The 17,880-nt window shown below is 73.3% G+C and carries 14 protein-coding genes; 9 read left to right on the plus strand and 5 right to left on the minus strand.

Annotation, left to right across the window (positions count from 1 at the left end):
- Positions 1-504 precede the first annotated feature (504 nt).
- Positions 505-954, plus strand: a complete 450-nt coding sequence (locus tag AC07AW_RS20495; protein WP_478816912.1) for a PTS sugar transporter subunit IIA — start codon at positions 505-507, stop codon at positions 952-954.
- 80 nt (positions 955-1,034) lie between these two features.
- The gene (ptsP, locus tag AC07AW_RS20500; RefSeq protein WP_478816913.1) at positions 1,035-2,705 is read left to right on the plus strand and encodes a phosphoenolpyruvate--protein phosphotransferase; all 1,671 of its coding nucleotides are present in this window, start codon (positions 1,035-1,037) and stop codon (positions 2,703-2,705) included.
- A gap of 70 nt (positions 2,706-2,775) precedes the next feature.
- Here ptsP and AC07AW_RS20505 read toward each other — a convergent pair whose 3' ends face one another.
- Positions 2,776-3,666, minus strand: coding sequence for a hypothetical protein (locus AC07AW_RS20505; protein ID WP_478816914.1), 891 nt, complete (start codon positions 3,664-3,666; stop codon positions 2,776-2,778).
- Positions 3,667-3,689: 23 nt separating this feature from the next.
- The gene (locus tag AC07AW_RS20510; protein ID WP_478816915.1) at positions 3,690-4,979 is read right to left on the minus strand and encodes an MFS transporter; all 1,290 of its coding nucleotides are present in this window, start codon (positions 4,977-4,979) and stop codon (positions 3,690-3,692) included.
- Positions 4,980-5,024: 45 nt separating this feature from the next.
- On the opposite strand from AC07AW_RS20510, the gene AC07AW_RS20515 reads away from it, so the two are divergent.
- Positions 5,025-6,344, plus strand: coding sequence for an aminotransferase class I/II-fold pyridoxal phosphate-dependent enzyme (locus AC07AW_RS20515; protein WP_478816916.1), 1,320 nt, complete (start codon positions 5,025-5,027; stop codon positions 6,342-6,344).
- Positions 6,345-6,399: 55 nt separating this feature from the next.
- Here AC07AW_RS20515 and AC07AW_RS20520 read toward each other — a convergent pair whose 3' ends face one another.
- The gene (locus AC07AW_RS20520) at positions 6,400-8,052 is read right to left on the minus strand and encodes a serine protease (protein ID WP_478816917.1); all 1,653 of its coding nucleotides are present in this window, start codon (positions 8,050-8,052) and stop codon (positions 6,400-6,402) included.
- Positions 8,053-8,185: 133 nt separating this feature from the next.
- On the opposite strand from AC07AW_RS20520, the gene AC07AW_RS20525 reads away from it, so the two are divergent.
- Positions 8,186-8,896, plus strand: a complete 711-nt coding sequence (locus tag AC07AW_RS20525) for an RNA polymerase sigma factor (RefSeq protein ID WP_478816918.1) — start codon at positions 8,186-8,188, stop codon at positions 8,894-8,896.
- Positions 8,893-9,960: a CU044_5270 family protein gene (locus tag AC07AW_RS20530; RefSeq protein ID WP_478816919.1), complete on the plus strand. Its 1,068-nt coding sequence runs from the start codon at positions 8,893-8,895 to the stop codon at positions 9,958-9,960. Before AC07AW_RS20525 ends, AC07AW_RS20530 begins: the two co-directional genes overlap by 4 nt.
- Positions 9,961-10,022: 62 nt before the next feature.
- Here the strand turns inward: AC07AW_RS20530 and AC07AW_RS20535 are convergent, their stop codons facing one another.
- Positions 10,023-11,996 (minus strand): acetoacetate--CoA ligase, encoded by a 1,974-nt coding sequence (locus tag AC07AW_RS20535; RefSeq protein WP_478816920.1) that lies wholly within the window; start codon positions 11,994-11,996, stop codon positions 10,023-10,025.
- 214 nt (positions 11,997-12,210) lie between these two features.
- Here AC07AW_RS20535 and AC07AW_RS20540 point away from each other — a divergent pair, with 214 nt between their 5' ends.
- A complete protein-coding gene (locus AC07AW_RS20540; RefSeq protein WP_478816921.1) occupies positions 12,211-14,589 on the plus strand; it encodes a glycoside hydrolase family 31 protein in 2,379 nt (792 codons plus the stop codon).
- Positions 14,590-14,771: 182 nt separating this feature from the next.
- Here AC07AW_RS20540 and AC07AW_RS20545 read toward each other — a convergent pair whose 3' ends face one another.
- The gene (locus AC07AW_RS20545; RefSeq protein ID WP_478816922.1) at positions 14,772-15,332 is read right to left on the minus strand and encodes an NUDIX domain-containing protein; all 561 of its coding nucleotides are present in this window, start codon (positions 15,330-15,332) and stop codon (positions 14,772-14,774) included.
- Here AC07AW_RS20545 and AC07AW_RS20550 point away from each other — a divergent pair.
- The 3 genes from AC07AW_RS20550 to AC07AW_RS20560 all read left to right on the plus strand — a co-directional run bounded on the left by AC07AW_RS20550 (position 15,331) and on the right by AC07AW_RS20560 (position 17,875).
- Positions 15,331-16,152, plus strand: a complete 822-nt coding sequence (locus tag AC07AW_RS20550; protein ID WP_478816923.1) for a M15 family metallopeptidase — start codon at positions 15,331-15,333, stop codon at positions 16,150-16,152. The genes AC07AW_RS20545 and AC07AW_RS20550 overlap by 2 nt on opposite strands.
- Before the next feature lie 65 nt (positions 16,153-16,217).
- Complete coding sequence (locus AC07AW_RS20555; protein WP_478816924.1) at positions 16,218-16,691, plus strand: Zn-ribbon domain-containing OB-fold protein; 474 nt, start codon at positions 16,218-16,220, stop codon at positions 16,689-16,691.
- Positions 16,692-16,717: 26 nt separating this feature from the next.
- Positions 16,718-17,875 (plus strand): lipid-transfer protein, encoded by a 1,158-nt coding sequence (locus AC07AW_RS20560; RefSeq protein ID WP_478817383.1) that lies wholly within the window; start codon positions 16,718-16,720, stop codon positions 17,873-17,875.
- Positions 17,876-17,880 lie beyond the last annotated feature (5 nt).

The raw sequence follows: 17,880 nt of genomic DNA on the forward strand, positions 1-17,880 counted from the left end.
AATCTGGCGTTGATTTTTGGCACGCTGTTGAGTTCTCAAGGTGCGGACGCTTCCTTCGTTCCTGTTTCCAGGCCCTCCGGGCGCTTCCTTCGTTTTCCAGCTTAGCAGATCCGATTTCCGTTTCTGCCACCCGCTGGAGCGGGCTGCTGGGATTGGAATTCGCTTTCGCGTTTTCCGTTCCCGGCGGGGTTGAACATTACCAGGCTTTCTCGGTCCCCCCGACCACATCCCCTGCGAGCATGCAGAGGTGTAGACCACTGGGGTTAGGATCTGGCTTGATAGGTGCTGCCGACCCGCGACTCAAGGCCGCGTTGGGGTCAGGCAGGAGTACGACAGTACATCCCACCGTCAGTAGAGGCAAATCCTTCCGGTAGTCCCTAGCTCCGCACAATAGGTACGTCTCGTGCGGAACCGGGACTTCCTATGACATACGCTTCGGAACAGTACGCCGTCCAGGACAGGTAGTGACGGCGCCACACCATCTCCGCCCCTGGGAGGCTTCCCATGACAACCGTGACGTCGCCGCTTGCTGGACGCGCCATCGGTCTCGCCGCAGTTCCCGACCCGGTCTTCTCCGGTGCGATGGTCGGTCCCGGTACCGCCATCGATCCCGTACGTGAGCCTTCGGAGGCGGTCTCTCCGCTCGACGGGGTCATCGTCTCCATGCACCCGCACGCCTTCGTCGTCGTGGACGACGAGGGACACGGTGTGCTGACCCACCTCGGTATCGACACCGTTCAGCTCAACGGGCAGGGCTTCGAGCTGCTCGTCAACAAGGGTGACCGGGTGACGCGCGGGCAGGCCGTCGTCCGTTGGAACCCCGCCGAGGTCGAGGCCGCCGGCAAGTCCCCCATCTGTCCCATCGTGGCCCTGGAGGCCACCGCGGACTCGCTCTCCGATGTCGTCGAGGACGGCGATGTGAAGGCCGACGACGTGCTCTTCGGCTGGAGCTGAGCCGGTCCGTCCTCGTGACGACCGCGAGTTCGACATTCAACGCGACGGCCGGGGCCGTCGCTCAATCGGAGACGGGTGAGATGGAGACAACGCTGCGAGGCGTCGGCGTCAGCCACGGAGTGGCGATCGGCGAGGTCCGGCACATGGGTACCGCGGTCCTGGAGCCGCCGGCCAAGCAGATCCCCGCGGACGAGGCGGAGCGCGAACAGGGGCGCGCCCGTCAGGCCGTGGAGGCTGTGGCCGCGGACCTGATTGCCCGGGGCAATCTGGCCGGTGGTGAGGCCCAGGCGGTGCTGGAGGCCCAGGCGATGATCGCCCAGGACCCGGAGCTCATCGCCGACGTCGACCGCCGGATCGCGGTCGGCAGCACGGCCGAGCGCGGTATCTACGACGCCTTCTCGCACTACCGCGAGCTGCTCGCGGGTGCCGGCGAGTACATGGCGGGCCGGGTCGCGGACCTGGACGACGTGCGGAACCGGATCGTCGCGCGGCTGCTCGGTGTGCCGATGCCCGGCGTGCCGGACAGCGACGAGCCGTACGTGCTGATCGCGCGGGACCTGGCGCCGGCCGACACGGCGCTGCTCGACCCGGCGCTCGTGCTCGGGTTCGTGACGGAGGAGGGCGGTCCGACCAGCCACAGCGCGATCCTCGCGCGGGCGCTGGGCGTGCCGGCCATCGTGGCGCTGCCGGGCGCGGGTGAGCTGGCCGAGGGCACGCTCATCGCGGTCGACGGTTCCACCGGTGAGCTCTTCGTGGACCCGAGCGAGGAGAAGAAGGCGGCGCTGACGAAGGCCGCCGCCGAGCGCAAGGCGGCGCTGGCGACGTCGAGCGGTCCGGGCGCGACCTCCGACGGTCACAAGGTGCCGCTGCTCGCCAACGTCGGTGGTCCTGCGGACGTGCCGGCGGCGGTGGAGGCCGGTGCCGAGGGTGTCGGTCTCTTCCGTACCGAGTTCCTCTTCCTGGACGACAGCAAGAAGGCACCGTCCGAGGAGAAGCAGGTCGAGGCTTACCGCAAGGTTCTCGAGGCGTTCCCCGAGGGCCGTGTGGTCGTGCGGGTGCTCGACGCGGGCGCCGACAAGCCGCTGGACTTCCTGACGCCGGTGGACGAGCCGAACCCGGCGCTCGGTGTGCGGGGTCTGCGGTCGCTGCTCGACCATCCTGAGGTGCTGCGGACTCAGCTGACCGCGCTGGCGAAGGCGGCCGAGGGGCTGCCGGTGTACCTCGAGGTCATGGCTCCGATGGTGGCCGACCGTACGGACGCGAAGGCCTTCGCCGACGCGTGCCGTGAGGCGGGGCTGCGGGCGAAGTTCGGTGCGATGGTCGAGATTCCCTCGGCGGCGCTGCGGGCGCGCTCGATCCTTCAGGAGGTCGAGTTCCTGTCGCTGGGCACCAACGACCTGGCGCAGTACACCTTCGCGGCCGACCGTCAGGTCGGTGCGGTGTCGCGGCTCCAGGACCCGTGGCAGCCGGCGCTGCTGGACCTGGTGGCGCTGTCCGCCGAGGCGGCCAAGGCCGAGGGCAAGAGCTGTGGTGTCTGTGGCGAGGCCGCTTCGGATCCGCTGCTGGCGTGTGTGCTGACGGGTCTGGGTGTCACCTCCCTTTCCATGGGTGCGGCGTCGATTCCGTATGTGCGGGCGACGCTCGCGAAGTACACGCTGGCGCAGTGCGAGCGTGCGGCGGCCGCGGCGCGGGCCGCGGACACGGCGCACGACGCGCGGATGGCCGCGCAGGCGGTGCTGTCCGGGGAGTGATCCGCTGAGGTGCTCGACGAAGGGGCTTTCCGTCACGTGGTGGCGGGGAGCCCCTTCGTCATGTGCGGGGTCAGTGGTGGGTGGTCCAGTCGTCGTGGGGGTCGAGGGCGAGGGGGTGGCCGGCGCGGTATTCGACGCCCGGTTCCGGGGAGAGGGGTTCGCCGGTGCGGGCGTCGGTGCAGTAGGCGGCGAAGACCTCGGCCTCGGTGAGGGGGATCAGGGTGCTGTCCGTGAGGCGCCAGCCGTGGAGTCGGTCGGGGGCGCCGGGGGTGGTGGTGCGCAGGACGATGCCGCCGGGTGCCGCGAGGGCGATGCCGGCGGCGAGTACGGCGGTGAACTCCGGTCCTGTGGCGTCCTCGGGGGGTGTGGTGCCGTGGGCGTGGAGGACGGCGAGGAGTTGGTCGTCGGCGGCCTGGACGCTGCAGACGAGGTGGTGGCTGCCGGGTCCCGCGGCTTTCAGGAGTCGTAGGAGAAGTCGGCCCGCCCGCTCGTACGCGGCTTTGCCGATGTCCTTGCCGCAGTCGGCGCAGTCGCCGGCGGTGGCGAGGACGGTGGTGGCGTACTCCCAGGTGGCCTGTCGGACGGCGGTGTCGACGAGCTCGGGGAGGAGGGTGGTGAGGGGCTGGCCGGTGTAGGTGACGCGGGCGCCGGTGGTGGCCAGGTGGGCGGTGAAGCGGCTGCGGCTCGTGGGATGGTCCGGGTCGATGCCGGTCTCGGCGCACCAGGCCGCGTACTCCTCGGGGTCGAAGAGGGTGACGGTGGTGTGGCCGCCCTGGGTGGCGAGGGTCCTGAGGAGGTCCTCGATCTGCCGCAGGTAGGTGGCGTGGTCGTCGAAGGCGAAGGTCCGGTACTGGCGCATGGCGGCGAAGTCCTGCTCGTCGGCGAGGAGTCCGACGGTGCTGGGGACCTCGCGGCGCAGGGCGCGGCGAAGCTGTGCGGTGGTGGTGCCGGTGCGGTTCATGTCTCCCCCTGGTGACGCTCCGATCAGTGCTCACTCACCGTAACCTTCGGCACTGACAGTGACGGTTCGGTGAGGCGTCGGCGGACGAGGCGGTTCTGTGCGGCGGTGGTGGCGACCAGGGCGGCGCCGAGGAGGGGCCAGGCGAGGGGGCCGGCGGAGACGAGGCCGGTCATGAGGAGGGGGCCGGCGAAGCGCTGGGTGGACTGGGCGAGGCCGTGGACTCCGAGATAGGCGCCCTGGGCGTCGTCGGGGGCGAGGGCGACGGAGATCTCCCAGGAGGCGATGGTGTGGATCATCTCGGCGAAGGTGAGGACGACGGCGGCGGTGATCAGGGAGGTGATCGCGAGGGTGCGGCCGCCGAGGGCGGAGACGGCGAGGGCGAGCGTGCCGGCGGCGAAGAGTCCGGCCAGGGGGCCGAGGAGGCGGCGGGCGGCGTCGGTGGTGGCGCCGAAGCGGGAGAGGGGGACCTGGAAGAGCACGACGAGGGCGCTGTTGATCACCATCAGGAGCGGCGCGAGGCCGACGGGGGCTTCGGTGGCGTGGACGATCCAGAGGGGCAGGGCGACCTGGAGGATCGAGTCGTGGAGGAAGAAGACGGCCTCGCCGGCGGTGAAGGCGAGGAAGCCGCGGTCGCGCCAGGGGTTGGAGGGCTTGGTCGTGGGGGCCGGGTCGGTGGAGGCGGCGGCGATGCGGGAGGCGGCGGGGGCGGGGGGTTCGGCGCAGCGGAGGGTGAGGGCGGCCATCACGAGGTAGGACAGGGCGTCGCCGACGAGCAGGAGGTGGAAGGCGGTGGTGGAGCCGATGGCGAGCGCGGCGGCGGCGCCGAGGCCGCCGAGGGTCCAGCCGAGGTTGGAGGTGGTGCGGTTGATGGCCTGATAGCGGACGCGGTCGGGGCCGGCGATGCGGGCCGCGTAGAGCTTGGTGAGGACGTTGGTGGCGCGGTCGGGGAGGGCGCCGGCGGCGGAGAAGAGGACGAGCAGCAGGTAGTTGTCGGTGGTGAGGAGGGCGAGGAGGGCGGCGGCGCGGAGGAGTTGGGTGCAGATGATGACGCGGACGAGGGGGAAGCGGTCGGCGAGGCGGCCGCCGAGGGGGGCGCCGGCGATGCCCGCGGCGCCGGAGAGGGCGATGAGGAGGCCGACCTGGCCGAGGCCGAGGCCGGTGACGTAGGTGAAGTAGAGGGCCATGGCCGTGGACCAGAGTCCGGTGCCGCACTTGTCGATGAAGCCGATGACGAGCATGCGGCGGCCGTCGGTGCCGCCGGGGATGCGGTCCTTGAGGGGTGGGCGGTCGGATCGGACGGTGCTGCGGCTCATGGGTCCCCCTTGCCAACTTCTTTGTATTGATACATAATTGATTACGTGGCAGCACAATATGCGATCGAAGGGGCGACGGCCAAGGGGATTGCCGCGTCCGTGGAGCGGGGCGTGTCCGAGGGCGGGCTCGCCCCGGGTGACGCCCTGCCGCCGGTGCGGCGTCTCGCCGACGAGTTGGGGGTGAGTCCGGGGACCGTCGCGACGGCCTACAAGGAGTTGCGGCAGCGGGGGCTGATCGTCACGCGCGGGCGTGGCGGGACCGTGGTGGCCGAGGTGCCCTCGGTGGCCTCACGGCGTCCGCCGCGCGTGCCCGCCGGCCTCGTGGACCTGTCCGCCGGGTTTCCGGACCCGACCTTCCTCCCCGTGCTGCGGCCCCCGGCGGCCGTCGACCCGGTGTACGGCTCCCATCGCGCCGCGCCCCGGCTCGCGCGTCTGGAGGCCCTGACCAGGGCCTGGTTCGAGCGGGACGGGGTGTCGGCGGAGCACGTGACGTTCGCGCACGGCGCCCTGGACTGCATCGCGCGGCTCCTGTCGACGGAGCTGCGGCCCGGGGACGCCGTGGCGGTGGAGGATCCCGGGTTCCACCATGTCCTCGACCTGGTGCCCGCGTTGGGGCTGCGGGCGGTCCCGGTGGCCGTGGACGGCGAGGGGCTCGTACCGGATTCACTGCGGGCCGCACTGCGGGGCGGGGTGCGCGCGGTGGTGTGCAGCCCGCGCGGGCAGTGTCCGACGGGGGCGTTCTTCACGCGCGCGCGGAGGGACGAACTGGTGGCGGTGCTCCGGGACTTCCCCGAGGTCCTCGTCGTCGAGGACGATCACAACGCGGAGGTCGGCGGGGCCGCGGCGTACACGCTCGCGGCGGCGGGGCTCGACCGGTGGGCACAGGTGCGGACCGTGTCGAAGCACCTCGGCATCGACCTGCGCTGGGCCGGGGTCGCGTGCGACGCGGTGACGCTGGCGCGGCACGACCGGCGGATGGTGATGACCTCCGGCTGGGTCAGTCACGTCCTGCAGGAGACGGTGACCGGCCTGTTCGCCGACGGGGCGGTACGGGACCTGGTGGCGGCGGGCGAGGAGGCGTACGCGGAGCGGCGCACGGCGCTGATCGGCGCACTCGGCACGCACGGGATCCGATCGGTCGGCGCGAGCGGTCTCAATGTGTGGGTGCCCGTGCGGGACGAGTCGGCGGTGGTCAACGGCCTGCGGACGCAGGGCTGGTGGGTCGCTGCCGGGGCGCGGTTCCGTGTGGCGTCCCCGCCGGCGGTACGGATCACCACGGCGAGGCTCGCGCCCGGGGACGCCCTGCGGCTCGCGGCCGACTTCGCCGAGGTCCTGGGGGACGCGCAGGCGACGTACGGCGGGTGACACGCGGGCGCTCCGGGCAGGCACGGGCCTGTCCCGGAGCGTCCGACGGGGTGGTTCAGCGGGTGCGGAAGGCGTTGCGCTGGGTCTGGGTGAGCGTGTTGCCCTGCGTGTCGGTGAGTTCGGCGCGCAGCGAGACGGTCCGGCCGGGGGCCGGGGTGCGGAAGGCCACCTGGCCGTCGACGACGGGAACACGGGTCCAGGTGGCGCCGTTGTCGGCGGACATCGACACGCTCAGGGACCGGACGCCGGTCCGGGCGGCCGCGCCCTGGACGGTGACCGGTACGCGCAGCAGCGTGGCCGCCGGGGCGGTGCCGTCGAGGGCCAGGTCCGGGGTGAAGCGGACGGTGCTGAGGGGAAGGGCCGCCGGGCGGGCGGCGGCGGCCGAGGTGAAGGTCCAGGAGGCGGTGACGCGCCCGCTCGACGCCGAGCCGTCGCCTCGGGTCGCCGAGGCGGTCAGCCGGTACGAGGCCGCTCCGGGGGTGGTGGTGAACTCGGCGCGGCCAGGCTCGCCCCGGCGCGTGCCGATCAGGACGCCGTCGCGATGGAGCGTGGTGGTCGCGCTGTGGAAGCGCGGTGCGCTGGGGGCGTGGCCGTCCCCGTCGGCGAGGAGCGGGATGTCGAGCGCGATCCGGTCGCCGTCGCGGACGCCGGCCGGCCGGGCGCCGGGCGAGGTGTCGAGTGCGGGGCCGAAGACGGCGTTGTCGAAGGTGTGCGTGGTGGTCGCGCCCGCGTGGACCGCGATTCCGTTCGCGAGGTAGCGGTTGGGCGGTGTCTCGGGGGCGGCCGGGCCGGTGTATTCGACGTCCCAGCGGCCCCGCTCCGGATTGACCATGACGGTCGCGGTGGCAGGGAGGTCGAGGGACTGGGCGAGACCGACCGTGGGGCCCGCGCTGGGCTGGACGGAGACGAACCCCGTCCCGGTCGCGCCCTCGGGGGCGGCTCCGCGGATCTTGAGAGTGGCCAGCTTGTCGGCCGCAGGGTGGCGGACCAGGCCGGTCAGGGCGCGGTCCGAGGTGAAGAGGTAGCCGAGCCCGTAGTCGGCGCGCGCGCCGGACCAGTAGGTGTCGAACCACTCCTTGACCGAACCCGCTTCGGAGGCCGGGCCGAGGTGGGCGACGCGCAGGCCCTCGCGGGCCGTCATGATGTTCGCGGAGCGGGTGGTTCCCTCGTGGGTGACCTCGACGAACCCGATGCTGTTCAGGTAGCGCGCGCCCGACTCCGGCGGTCGGACGTCCACCGGGGCGGTCGTGCGGGCGTCGACGGTGACAGTCGTGTCGCCGTTCAGGTCCAGGCGGGGCTGGACGACCCAGTCGGTGCCGGTGGCCGGATCGGAGCCGTACAGCGTGGAGTCGAGCAGGTAGCGCCCCTGGGGCAGGCGGACGGTGACCGTGCCGGACTCGTCGTAGGGCGTGGCCTCCTCCTGCGCCCCGGGGCCCGAGATGCCGGTGACGTGGGTGCTGTAGCCGCCGGTGGCGGCGCCCGCGCGGTCGAGGTGCCGGATCGTCAGGGTGTACGTCTCGGGGGTGCCGGACGCCGCCGCGGCGGTCGGGGGCAGGGCGAAGAAGGTCGTGCCGGCGAGGACTCCGGCGAGGGCCAGGGTGCGCAGGACGGTGCGGCGGCCGGGGGTGCGGGGGCCCACGGTCCGGGCTTCGGTGGTCCGGGCGTCGGTGCTGCGGGGCGTGCTGCGGGGTGTCGAGGAATCGTTCATGCCCAGCACTGCTCGTGGCGTGCGGGGCGTTCCCGTGACCTGGGCCACATCCGCCAGGCGCCCGGTGGGGCGTGTGGTCCAGGTCACGGGAACCCTGCCGAACCAACGCCCAGTGCCAGATGTGGAATCACCTATGAGAGATCGTTTCCGCGCCGGGGACCCCGCGGCGCTCGGAGAGGCGTACGACGAGCACGCTCGCGTGCTGTACCACTACGCCTACCGGGTGTGCGGGGACCGGGCGGCCGCGGAGGACGTCGTGTCCGCCGCGTTCCTGGAGGCCTGGCGCTGTCGCGGGAAGGTGCACGCCGACGGCGGCAGCCTGCGCCCGTGGCTGCTGGGCATCGCGACCAACATCCTGCGCGGCGCGGCCCGTGAGGCGCGCCGGCGGGACGCGGCGCTCGCCAGGATCCCCGAGCGCGGCGTACTGCCGGACTTCGCCGACGACGTCCTCGCCCGGATGACGGACGGGGAGCAGATCCGGGCCGCCCGCGTGGCGCTCGGCAAGCTCAGGCGGCGTGAACGCGAGGTCTTCACGCTCGTCGTGTGGGCCGGTCTGGACTACGCGGCGGCCGGGGAGGCACTGGGCATCCCGGTCGGCACCGTCCGCTCCCGGCTGTCCCGGGCCCGTGAACGCCTCCGGAAGCTCGCCGAGGCCGAACTGCGCGCGGGGCGGCGCCGGGAACGCGCCGCCGCTGCCACCGTCCGCTCGGGCGGGCGGACCGCTCCCGGCGGCGAGACGGCGGGCGTCGCGCCCGAACCCGTCTCCGTACCCGGCTCCCCCTCCGTCCGTTCGAACGTCCGCCCGGCCCTCGCGCCCCGACCCACCCCGGAGAACCAGGCATGAACGCCTTCGCCCCCCGCCCGCACGCCGACGCGGACGAGCTTCTGCGTGCCGAGCTCGCCGAGCTGCTGCCCCCGCCTCCGGTGCCCGACCTGACGACGGAGCGCGACCAGCACCTCAGGCACACCGTCCTGCGGACCGCCCTCGCCGCCGGTGACGGCTCGACCGCCCGCCCGGTGCGCACGCGCCGGCCCCGCCAGGGGCTCCGGCTCGGCTGGATCGCCGCCCCGATGGCCGCCTGCGCGATCGTCGCCGGTGTCGCCGTACTCGCGCCCCGGGACGGCGGCACCTCGGTCGGACAGCAGGCATCGCCCGAGGCCGTGCGGATCCTGTCCGGTGCCGCGCTCGCCGCGGCCGCCGCTCCCGCGCCGGACGCCCGGCCCGGCGGTTACGTGTACGTCAAGAGCCTCGTCGCCCACGCGGGGCGGAGTGCGGCCGGCGGTCCCGCCACGCTGCCGCCCGCGCACCAGCGCGAGGTGTGGCTCTCCGTCGACGGCAGCCGGCCGGGGCTGCTGCGCGAGCCCGGTGCCGCCGACACGGAACTCGGCGCCGAGGCGCCCGTGTACGAGCTGGACGGTCCCGGGGCCACGCCGCGGAAGACCACCCTGGAGGCGGCGCCGCCCTCCGTCACGAACCCGACCCACGCGTACGTGGCGGCCCTCCCCACGGATCCTGACGCGCTGCTGCGCCTGATCCGGGAGCAGACGCGCGCGGGCGAGGGCGACGCCGATCAGCGGGCGTTCACCGCGATCGGGACCCTGCTCGCCGAGACCTGGGCCCCGCCGAAGGTCACCGCCGCGCTGTACGAGGCGGCGGCGCGGATCCCGGGGGTGGCCGTCCTGCCGTCCGCGAAGGACGCGGCGGGGCGCGAGGGCGTCGCCGTGGCCCGTACCGCCCACGGCGAGCAGACCCAGTGGATCTTCGACCGCACGACGTCGGCGTTCCTCGGTGAGCGCACCGTCCTCACCGAGACCACCTCGGCCGGCCGGGCAGGGACGGTCCTCGGGGTCTCCGCGGTGCTCGCCAAGGCGGCCGCCCCGGCGGCCGGTGAGCTGCCGAAGGGCTGACCCGAAGCACCAGGGGCCCCGCCGATCCGGTCGGATCGGCGGGGCCCCTGTCGTGACGGGTGCTAGCCGCGGCGGTTGGCCGCCAGGCTCTCGTAGAAGTGGAGCAGGCCGAGGTCGTCGACCGAGCCGGCGTTGACGGCCTTGGCCAGGGGGGTGCCCTGGAGGAGGCGCTTGACCGGGACCTCGATGCGCTTGCCCGTGAGGGTGTGCGGGACGCCCGGGACCTCGATGATCTCGTCGGGGACGTGGCGCGGGGAGAGCTCGCTGCGGATCGTCCGCTTGATGCGGTCGATCAGCTCGTCGTCCAGGGTGACGCCCTCCACGAGGTGCACGAAGAGCGGCATCCAGTATCCGCCGTCCGGCTCCTCCAGGCCGATGACCAGGGACTCGCGGATCTCGGGGAGGCGTTCGACGGCCTCATAGATATCGGCGCTCCCCATCCGGACGCCCTGGCGGTTCAGGGTGGAGTCGGAGCGGCCGTGGATGACGACCGAGCCGTGGTCCGTGATGGTGATCCAGTCCCCGTGGCGCCAGACGCCCGGGAACATCTCGAAGTAGCTGTCGCGGTAGCGGCTGCCGTCGGGGTCGTTCCAGAAGTGGATCGGCATGGACGGCATGGGGTTGGTGACGACGAGTTCGCCGACCTCGCCGATCAGGGGCTTCCCTGAGGGGTCCCAGGACTGGAGGTCGGTGCCGAGGCCCGCCGCCTGGAGCTCGCCGATGTGGACGGGGAGCGTGGGGACGGCGCCCGCGAAGCAGGAGCAGACGTCCGTGCCGCCGCTGACGGAGGCGATCCACAGGTTCTCGCGGACCTCGTCGTGGAGCCAGCGGAAGCCGTCGGGAGGCAGCGGGGAGCCGGTGGTGGCGACGCACTTCACGGCGGAGAGGTCGAAGTCCCGGCCGGGGTGGACGTCCGCCTTGGCGCAGGCCATCACGTACGCGGCGGAGGTGCCGTAGAGGGTGGCGCCGGTGCGCTCGGCGACCCGCCACTGGGCGGCGGTGTCCGGGTAGCCGGGGCTGCCGTCGTACAGGACGACGGTCGTGCCGGTGAGGAGGCCGGAGACGAGGAAGTTCCACATCATCCAGCCGGTGGAGGTGTACCAGAAGAACACGTCCTCGGGGCCGAGGTCGCAGTGCAGGCCCAGCTGCTTGACGTGCTCGACGAGGATGCCGCCCTGGGACTGGACGATCGCCTTCGGCAGGCCGGTCGTGCCGGAGGAGTACAGGACCCACAGCGGGTGTGCGAACGGCACCTGCTCGTAGACCGGCTCGACGTCGGCGGCGACCAGGTCGGACCAGGCGAGGGTGCCTTCGGGGGCCGGGGTGCCGAGGAGCGGGATGTGGACGACGGCGCGGAGGGTGGGGAGCTCGGCGCGCAGTTCGGCGACGGTGTCGCGGCGGTCGTGCTCCTTGCCGCCGTAGCGGTAGCCGTCGACGGTGAAGAGGACGACCGGCTCGACCTGCTGGAAGCGGTCGAGGACGCTGCGGGCGCCGAAGTCCGGGGCGCAGGAGGTCCACACGGCGCCGACCGCCGCGGTGGCGAGCAGCGCGACGACGGACTGCGGGACATTGGGCAGGTAGCCGCTGACGCGGTCGCCCGGATTGACGCCGAGGGCGCGCAGCTCGGCGGCGAGGGAGCCGACCTGGCGGCGGAGCTCGCCCCAGGTGGTCGGCGTCGGCTCATGTGTCTCGTCCACATGGAGCAGGGCCGTGTCGTGGGGGCGCTCGTCGGCGGCGCGCAGGGCGTGCTCGGCGTAGTTGAGGGTGGCTCCGGGGAACCAGTCGGCGCCGGGCATGGAGCGGTCGCCGAGGACCCGCTCGTACGGGGTCGAGAAGCGGAGGTCGAACCATTCGACGACGGCCTGCCAGAAGGCTTCGAGTTCCTCGACCGACCAGCGGTGAAGCGCCGGGTACCCGCCCTCGGCGGGGGCGCCGTGGTGCTCGGCGGCCCAGGCCTGGAAGCGGGTGACGGCGGCCGTGGCGATGCGTTCCTCGTCCGGCTGCCAGAGGGGCTCGATCGGCGCTGCTGATGTCATTGGGGCTGCTCCCTGGCTGTACGCGGGTCTGCGTGTGTCGCGCGCACGTGCTGGGGTGTGCGCGTGACGCGGCTGACAGGACGATGCCATGTGATCGTCTTTCGCACCAGGTCTGCCGGCCCATGGTCGGGCAGTTGAACATGTGCTCCCACCATGGGTGAACGGCAGCTGAACGGAACTGGTTCCGCCTCCGGCGGGTGGCAGGGTGAGCTGCATGGACGGTCGGGAACTGCTGCGTTCGATGAAGGTGTTCGGTTCGGTGCAGGGCTTGCGGGTGGTGCGGTCGGCGTGGCGGCAGCGTCGTACGGACGCGTGGGGGCTGCCGCCCCGGGGGGCGGAGCGGGCCAGGGTGCCGGGACTCGCGGTGGAGGCGGAGGCGGCTCCGGGCGGAGGAACCGTCCGGTTCGCCCGGTCCTCGCTCCGGATCCGGGTGTCGTCGGGCGGCACGGCGTTCTGGGGGTGGGACGGGGCCGAGCCGCTCCCCTCGTACGCCCTGGCCGGCGAGGCTCCCGACGCGGACCCCCGCGCCTCCCTCGAACCGGACACCGACGGCGGCTGGCGGATCGTGTCGGAGCGGGTGACGGTGACCGTCTCCCGGCACGGGGCGGTGGAGCTGCGGACCCCGGGCGGGGTACTGCTCCGCCGGGACCTGCCGCCGCGCTGGTGGGAGCCGGTGGCGAGCCCGGGCGACGGGGCCGGGGGTGTGGCCTCGGGGGCCGCGCGCTGGGTGCAGCGCAGTGAGGTGCCGGCCGACGCGCGGTTCTTCGGGCTCGGCGGGCGGGCGGCGGGGCCGCGCCTGCGGGACGGCTCGTACCGGCTGTGGAACACCGACCCCAAGGGCGGCTTCGACCCCGGGGACGATCCGCTCTACATCACCATGCCCGTCCAGTTCGTGGTCTCGGACGCCGGGACGCATCTCGCCTTCCACGACAACACCTGGGACGGGCAGGTCACCCTGGCCGAGGGCGAGGAGGGGGCCGGGTCGGGGCACGACCGGCCGGGGACCAGCGAGGTGCGGATGTCGGGCGGGCCGCTGCGCTGCTGGGTGGTCGTCGGCACCCCCGCGCGCGTACTGCACGGCTGGGCGGCCCTGACGGGCGCGCCCGCGCTGCCGCCGTCCTGGGCGCTCGGGCCGCAGCACGCGCGCTGGGGCTTCGGCAGCGCGCGGGAGGTGCGCCGGGTGGTGGCCGGGTACCGGGAGCGGGGGCTCCCGCTGTCCGCCGTGCATCTGGACATCGACCACTACGACGGGCACCGGGTGTTCACGGTCGACCGGGAGCGGTTCCCCGATCTGCCCGGGCTCGCGGAGGAGCTGCGGGAGCAGGGCGTGCGCCTGGTGTCGATCGTGGACCCGGCGGTGAAGGCGGAGCCGGGCGACCCGGTGTACGACGGCGGGTCGGCGGCGGACGTCTTCGTGAAGGACGCACGGGGCGAGGAGGTGCGCGGGGTGGTGTGGCCCGGCGAGTGCGCCTACCCGGACTTCACCGATCCGGCTGTGCGGGAGTGGTGGGGCGGTCTGTACGAGGAGCGGCTGGGGCAGGGCTTCGCCGGGGTGTGGCACGACATGAACGAGCCGGTGTCCTTCGTCCCCTTCGGTGACCCGACCCTGCCCCGTTCGGCACGGCACGCGCTGGAGGGCCGGGGCGGCGACCACCGGGAGGCGCACAACGTGTACGCGCTCGCGATGGCCCGGGCCGGGTACGAGGGGCTGTGCCGGCTGCGGCCCGACGAACGGCCGTTCCTGTTCTCCCGCTCCGGCTGGGCGGGCATGCAGCGGTACGGAGGCACCTGGTCCGGCGACGTGTCGACGGGGTGGCCGGGGCTGCGGGCCTCGCTCGCCCTCGTCCTGGGTCTGGGCCTGTGCGGGGTGCCGTACTCGGGGCCGGACGTGGGCGGTTTCGACGGCAGTCCGTCTCCGGAGCTGTTCCTGCGCTGGTACCAGCTGGGCGCGTGGCTTCCCCTCTTCCGTACGCACGCGGCGATCGACGCGGGGCGGCGCGAGCCGTGGGAGTTCGGGCCCGAGGTCCTGGAGCACGCGCGCGTGGCGCTGGCCGAGCGGGAGCGGCTGCGGCCGTACTTCACGACCCTTGCCCGGCTCGCGCGGATGACGGGCGCGCCGTATGTCCGTCCGGTGTGGTGGGGGACGCCCGAGGACCGGGTGCTGCGCGACTGCGAGGACGCGTTCCTACTGGGCGACGCGCTGCTCGTGGCGCCGGTCCTGACGCGGGGCGCGGACCGGCGGGCGGTGCGGCTGCCGCGCGGCCGGTGGTACGACACGGCGACGGGGCGGGCGTACGAGGGTCCGGGGCAGATCCTGCTCGACGCGCCGCTCTCCCGGGTGCCGGTCCTGGCCCGGGCGGGGGCCGTGCTCCCCGTGTGGGGCGAGGGGGACGAGCTCGTCCTGGAGGTGTGGGCGCCGGCCGCGGGGCGGACCGGTGGCGGGCTCGTCGTGCGGGACACCGGTGACGGCTGGGAGCCGGCCGTGATCGAGCGGTACCAGTCGCGGCTCGTGGACGGCCGGGTGGTGGTGGAGTGCGTCACGGACGACGGGGTGGAGGAGGCGGGGCTGCCGGTGGTGGTGCGGGGGCTGTGAGGGAAGTGAATTCAGTAGGCGGATCCAGGATCCAGTAGTCGGATCCAGTAGTCGGATCCAGTAGTCGGATCCAGTAGTCGGATCCAATGGTCGGATCCAATGGTCGGATCCAATATCCGGTATTCAGATATTGGATCCGGTATCCAGATATTGGAGATTGGATCCAGCGCCCCGAGCGCCGGTCACCCGTAAGCGCCCCCGAACCACTTCCGTACCGCCTCCGTGTGGAGCGGGAAGGCCAGGTCCGCCGGTGCCCTGAGGACGTGGTGGCCGCTCGTCTCGTCCGTCGGGGTGGACGGCGGGAGTTCGGCGGCCGGGCGGGGCGGGAGGAGGCCGAAGAGGAGGAGGTGGCCGGCCGGGGAGCTCAGCGCGTCGGCGAGCCGGACCTCCTCGGCCGAGGCAGGGATGCCGGTCTCCTCGCGGAGTTCGCGGGCGACGGCGGTGCGCCAGTCCTCGCCGTGGTCGATGAAGCCGCCGGGCAGGGCGACCCCGCCCCGCGCGGGTTCGATGGTGCGGGTGATGACCACGAGGCCGGTCCCCGTCGCGTCGGTGACCGGAAGGAGGGCGACGGCGACGGGCAGCGGGTTGCGGTAGGCGGTGTGACCGCAGGCCGGGCAGGTGCGGGGCCAGCCGGCGTCGGCCGGGTAGGCCTCGCCGCAGGAGGAGCAGTGGGAGTCCTTCACGACCCGACCGTATGCGATCACCCTTTCCCGGCGCTGCCGGAACTGATAGACGGTGCGCATGACTGGACTCGCAACCGCTTTCCGCACCCTCGCCGTCGCGGCCGCGGCCGGACTCCTCGCCGTCACCGGCGCCGTCGCCGCGCCCGCTCCCCCGGCCTCGGCCGCTGCGGAGCCCAAGGCGCCGCGGGAGTTCGTGGCCCTGGGCTCCGTGGACCCGACGATCCTGCAGGAGATGCGCTACACGACCGAGCACGACTTCCTCGGCGAGCCGGTGGACGGCTACCGGCAGCCGCTGTGCATCCTGACCCGCCCGGCGGCCGAGGCGCTGCACCGGGCGCAACTCCGGCTGCTCGCACGGGGGTACACGCTGAAGGTGTACGACTGCTACCGGCCGCAGCGGGCCGTGGACCACTTCGTGCGCTGGGCGAAGGACCTGGAGGACGAGCGGATGAAGGAGGAGTTCTATCCGCTCGTCGACAAGTCGAGGCTGTTCGCGGACGGTTACATCGCGGAGAAGTCCGGGCACAGCCGGGGTTCGACGGTGGATCTGACGATCGTGCGGCTCCCGGCGGCACCCACGCGCGCGTACGTGCCGGGCGAGGAGCTCGTGGAGTGCACGGCGCCGCAGGAGGAGCGTTTTCCGGACAACTCCGTGGACATGGGCACCGGCTTCGACTGCTTCGACACCCTCTCGCACACCGACGATCCGCGGATCGGGGGCGAGCAGCGGGCCAACCGCGATCTGCTCAGGGGGGCGCTGACCGAGCAGGGGTTCGTGAACCTGCCCGAGGAGTGGTGGCACTTCACGTTCAAGCCGGAGCCGTTCCCGTCGACCTTCTTCGACTTCCCGGTGGCGCGGAGGTCGGTGGCCGGCCACTGAGCCCTTCTCAGCACCGGCCTCCCATGGCACACTTCTGACGCTTCGTCAGATCACGGGAGGTCCCGATGGCACGGACGCGCAGACCGGTGGTGGCCGGGTGGTTCACCGACGACACCGTGCCCGAGGCGGAGTTCCGGCTGCTCGGCACCCGCTGCACGGCCTGCGCGTCGGTCTTCTTCCCCCGCGAGGACGACTGGTGCCGCAATCCCGGCTGCCCGGGCGGGGGCGAGCTGACCGAGGTCCCGCTCTCGCCACGCGGCCGGGTCTGGTCGTACACCGACGGCCGGTACCGCCCGCCCGCCCCGTACGTCTCCGACCCGGACACGCCCTGGGAGCCGTACACCCTCGTCGCGGTCGAGCTCGCGGCCGAGGCGATGGTGGTGCTCGGGCAGGCGGCGCCCGGCGTGACGACGGCCGACCTCGCCGTCGGGACGGAGGTCGAGGTGGTGCCCGGCGTCCTGAACGAGGACGCAGAGCACACCTGGACCACCTGGAACTGGCGGCCGGTGGCGCCGGCCGAGCGGGAGGAGCGGTCGTGAACGACATCGCCGTGCTCGGGGCCGGAATGCACCCCTGGGGCAAATGGGGACGGAGCTTCGTCTCGTACGGGACGGCCGCCGCCCGCGCCGCGCTCGCCGACGCCGGTCTGGAGTGGTCCGACGTCGGCTCGGTCGTCGGCGCCGACACCATGCGCTGCGGATACCCCGGATACGTGGCGGGGGCGACCTTCGCCCAGGCGCTGGGCTGGCAGGGCGCGCGGGTCACCAGCGTGTACGCCGCCTGCGCCTCGGGCGCCCAGGCCATCGGGACCGCCCGGGCCCAGATCCTCGCGGGTCTCGCCGACGTGGTCCTGGTCGTCGGCGCGGACTCGACGCCGAAGGGTTTCCTCGCCCCGGCCGGCGGCGAGCGGCCCGGCGACCCGGACTGGCTGCGGTTCCGGGTGCTCGGGGCGACCAACCCGGCGTACTTCGCGCTCTACGCGCGCCGCAGGATGGCGCTGTACGGCGACACGGCCGAGGACTTCGCCCAGGTGAAGGTGAAGAACGCGGCGGCCGGCGCGCTCAATCCGCTGGCGCGCTACCGCGCGCGCGTGACGGCCGAGGAGGTCGCGGCCTCCGCCGTCGTCGCCGATCCGCTGCGGCTCCTCGACATCTGCGCCACCTCGGACGGGGGCGCCGCGCTGGTGCTGTCCAGCATGGAGTTCGCGCGCCGCCACGGGCACCCCGATCCGGTCCGGGTCCGGGCGGTCTCCACCGTCTCCCCCACGTACCCCAAGGCGGTGCTCGACCTCCCCGACATCGCTACGGACTCGGCGGCGGCCGTCTCCCCCGCCCCGCACACCTTCCGCGCCTCGATCGCCCGTGCCGCCTACGAGGAGGCGGGGCTCGGGCCCGAGGACCTGTCCCTCGCGGAGGTGTACGACCTGTCCACGGCCCTGGAGCTGGAGTGGTACGAGGACATCGGGCTCTGCGCGCCGGGCGAGGGCGCCAAGCTGCTGCGGGACGGCGCGACGGCCCTCGGCGGGCGCCTGCCGGTCAACACCAGCGGAGGCCTCGGCTCCTTCGGGGAGGCGGTGCCCGCCCAGGCGATCGCCCAGGTCTGCGAGCTGACCTGGCAGCTGCGCGGCACGGCGGGCGACCGGCAGGTGCCGGGGGCCCGGGTCGGGATCACCGCGAACCAGGGCCTGTTCGGGCACGGTTCGGCGGTGGTCGCGGTGCGCTGACCACC

The sequence above is a fragment of the Streptomyces sp. NPDC044003 genome (assembly GCF_056435185.1).

Coding starts and splice junctions, on each gene's coding strand:
- AC07AW_RS20545 (WP_478816922.1), bottom strand. CDS start 15,332: ATGCGCACCGTCTATCAGTTCCGGCAGCGCCGGGAAAGGGTGATCGCA.
- AC07AW_RS20530 (WP_478816919.1), top strand. CDS start 8,893: ATGAACGCCTTCGCCCCCCGCCCGCACGCCGACGCGGACGAGCTTCTG.
- AC07AW_RS20505 (WP_478816914.1), bottom strand. CDS start 3,666: ATGAACCGCACCGGCACCACCACCGCACAGCTTCGCCGCGCCCTGCGC.
- AC07AW_RS20555 (WP_478816924.1), top strand. CDS start 16,218: ATGGCACGGACGCGCAGACCGGTGGTGGCCGGGTGGTTCACCGACGAC.
- AC07AW_RS20495 (WP_478816912.1), top strand. CDS start 505: ATGACAACCGTGACGTCGCCGCTTGCTGGACGCGCCATCGGTCTCGCC.
- AC07AW_RS20535 (WP_478816920.1), bottom strand. CDS start 11,996: ATGACATCAGCAGCGCCGATCGAGCCCCTCTGGCAGCCGGACGAGGAA.
- AC07AW_RS20560 (WP_478817383.1), top strand. CDS start 16,718: ATGCACCCCTGGGGCAAATGGGGACGGAGCTTCGTCTCGTACGGGACG.
- AC07AW_RS20510 (WP_478816915.1), bottom strand. CDS start 4,979: ATGAGCCGCAGCACCGTCCGATCCGACCGCCCACCCCTCAAGGACCGC.
- AC07AW_RS20540 (WP_478816921.1), top strand. CDS start 12,211: ATGGACGGTCGGGAACTGCTGCGTTCGATGAAGGTGTTCGGTTCGGTG.
- AC07AW_RS20550 (WP_478816923.1), top strand. CDS start 15,331: ATGACTGGACTCGCAACCGCTTTCCGCACCCTCGCCGTCGCGGCCGCG.
- ptsP (WP_478816913.1), top strand. CDS start 1,035: ATGGAGACAACGCTGCGAGGCGTCGGCGTCAGCCACGGAGTGGCGATC.
- AC07AW_RS20520 (WP_478816917.1), bottom strand. CDS start 8,052: ATGAACGATTCCTCGACACCCCGCAGCACGCCCCGCAGCACCGACGCC.
- AC07AW_RS20525 (WP_478816918.1), top strand. CDS start 8,186: ATGAGAGATCGTTTCCGCGCCGGGGACCCCGCGGCGCTCGGAGAGGCG.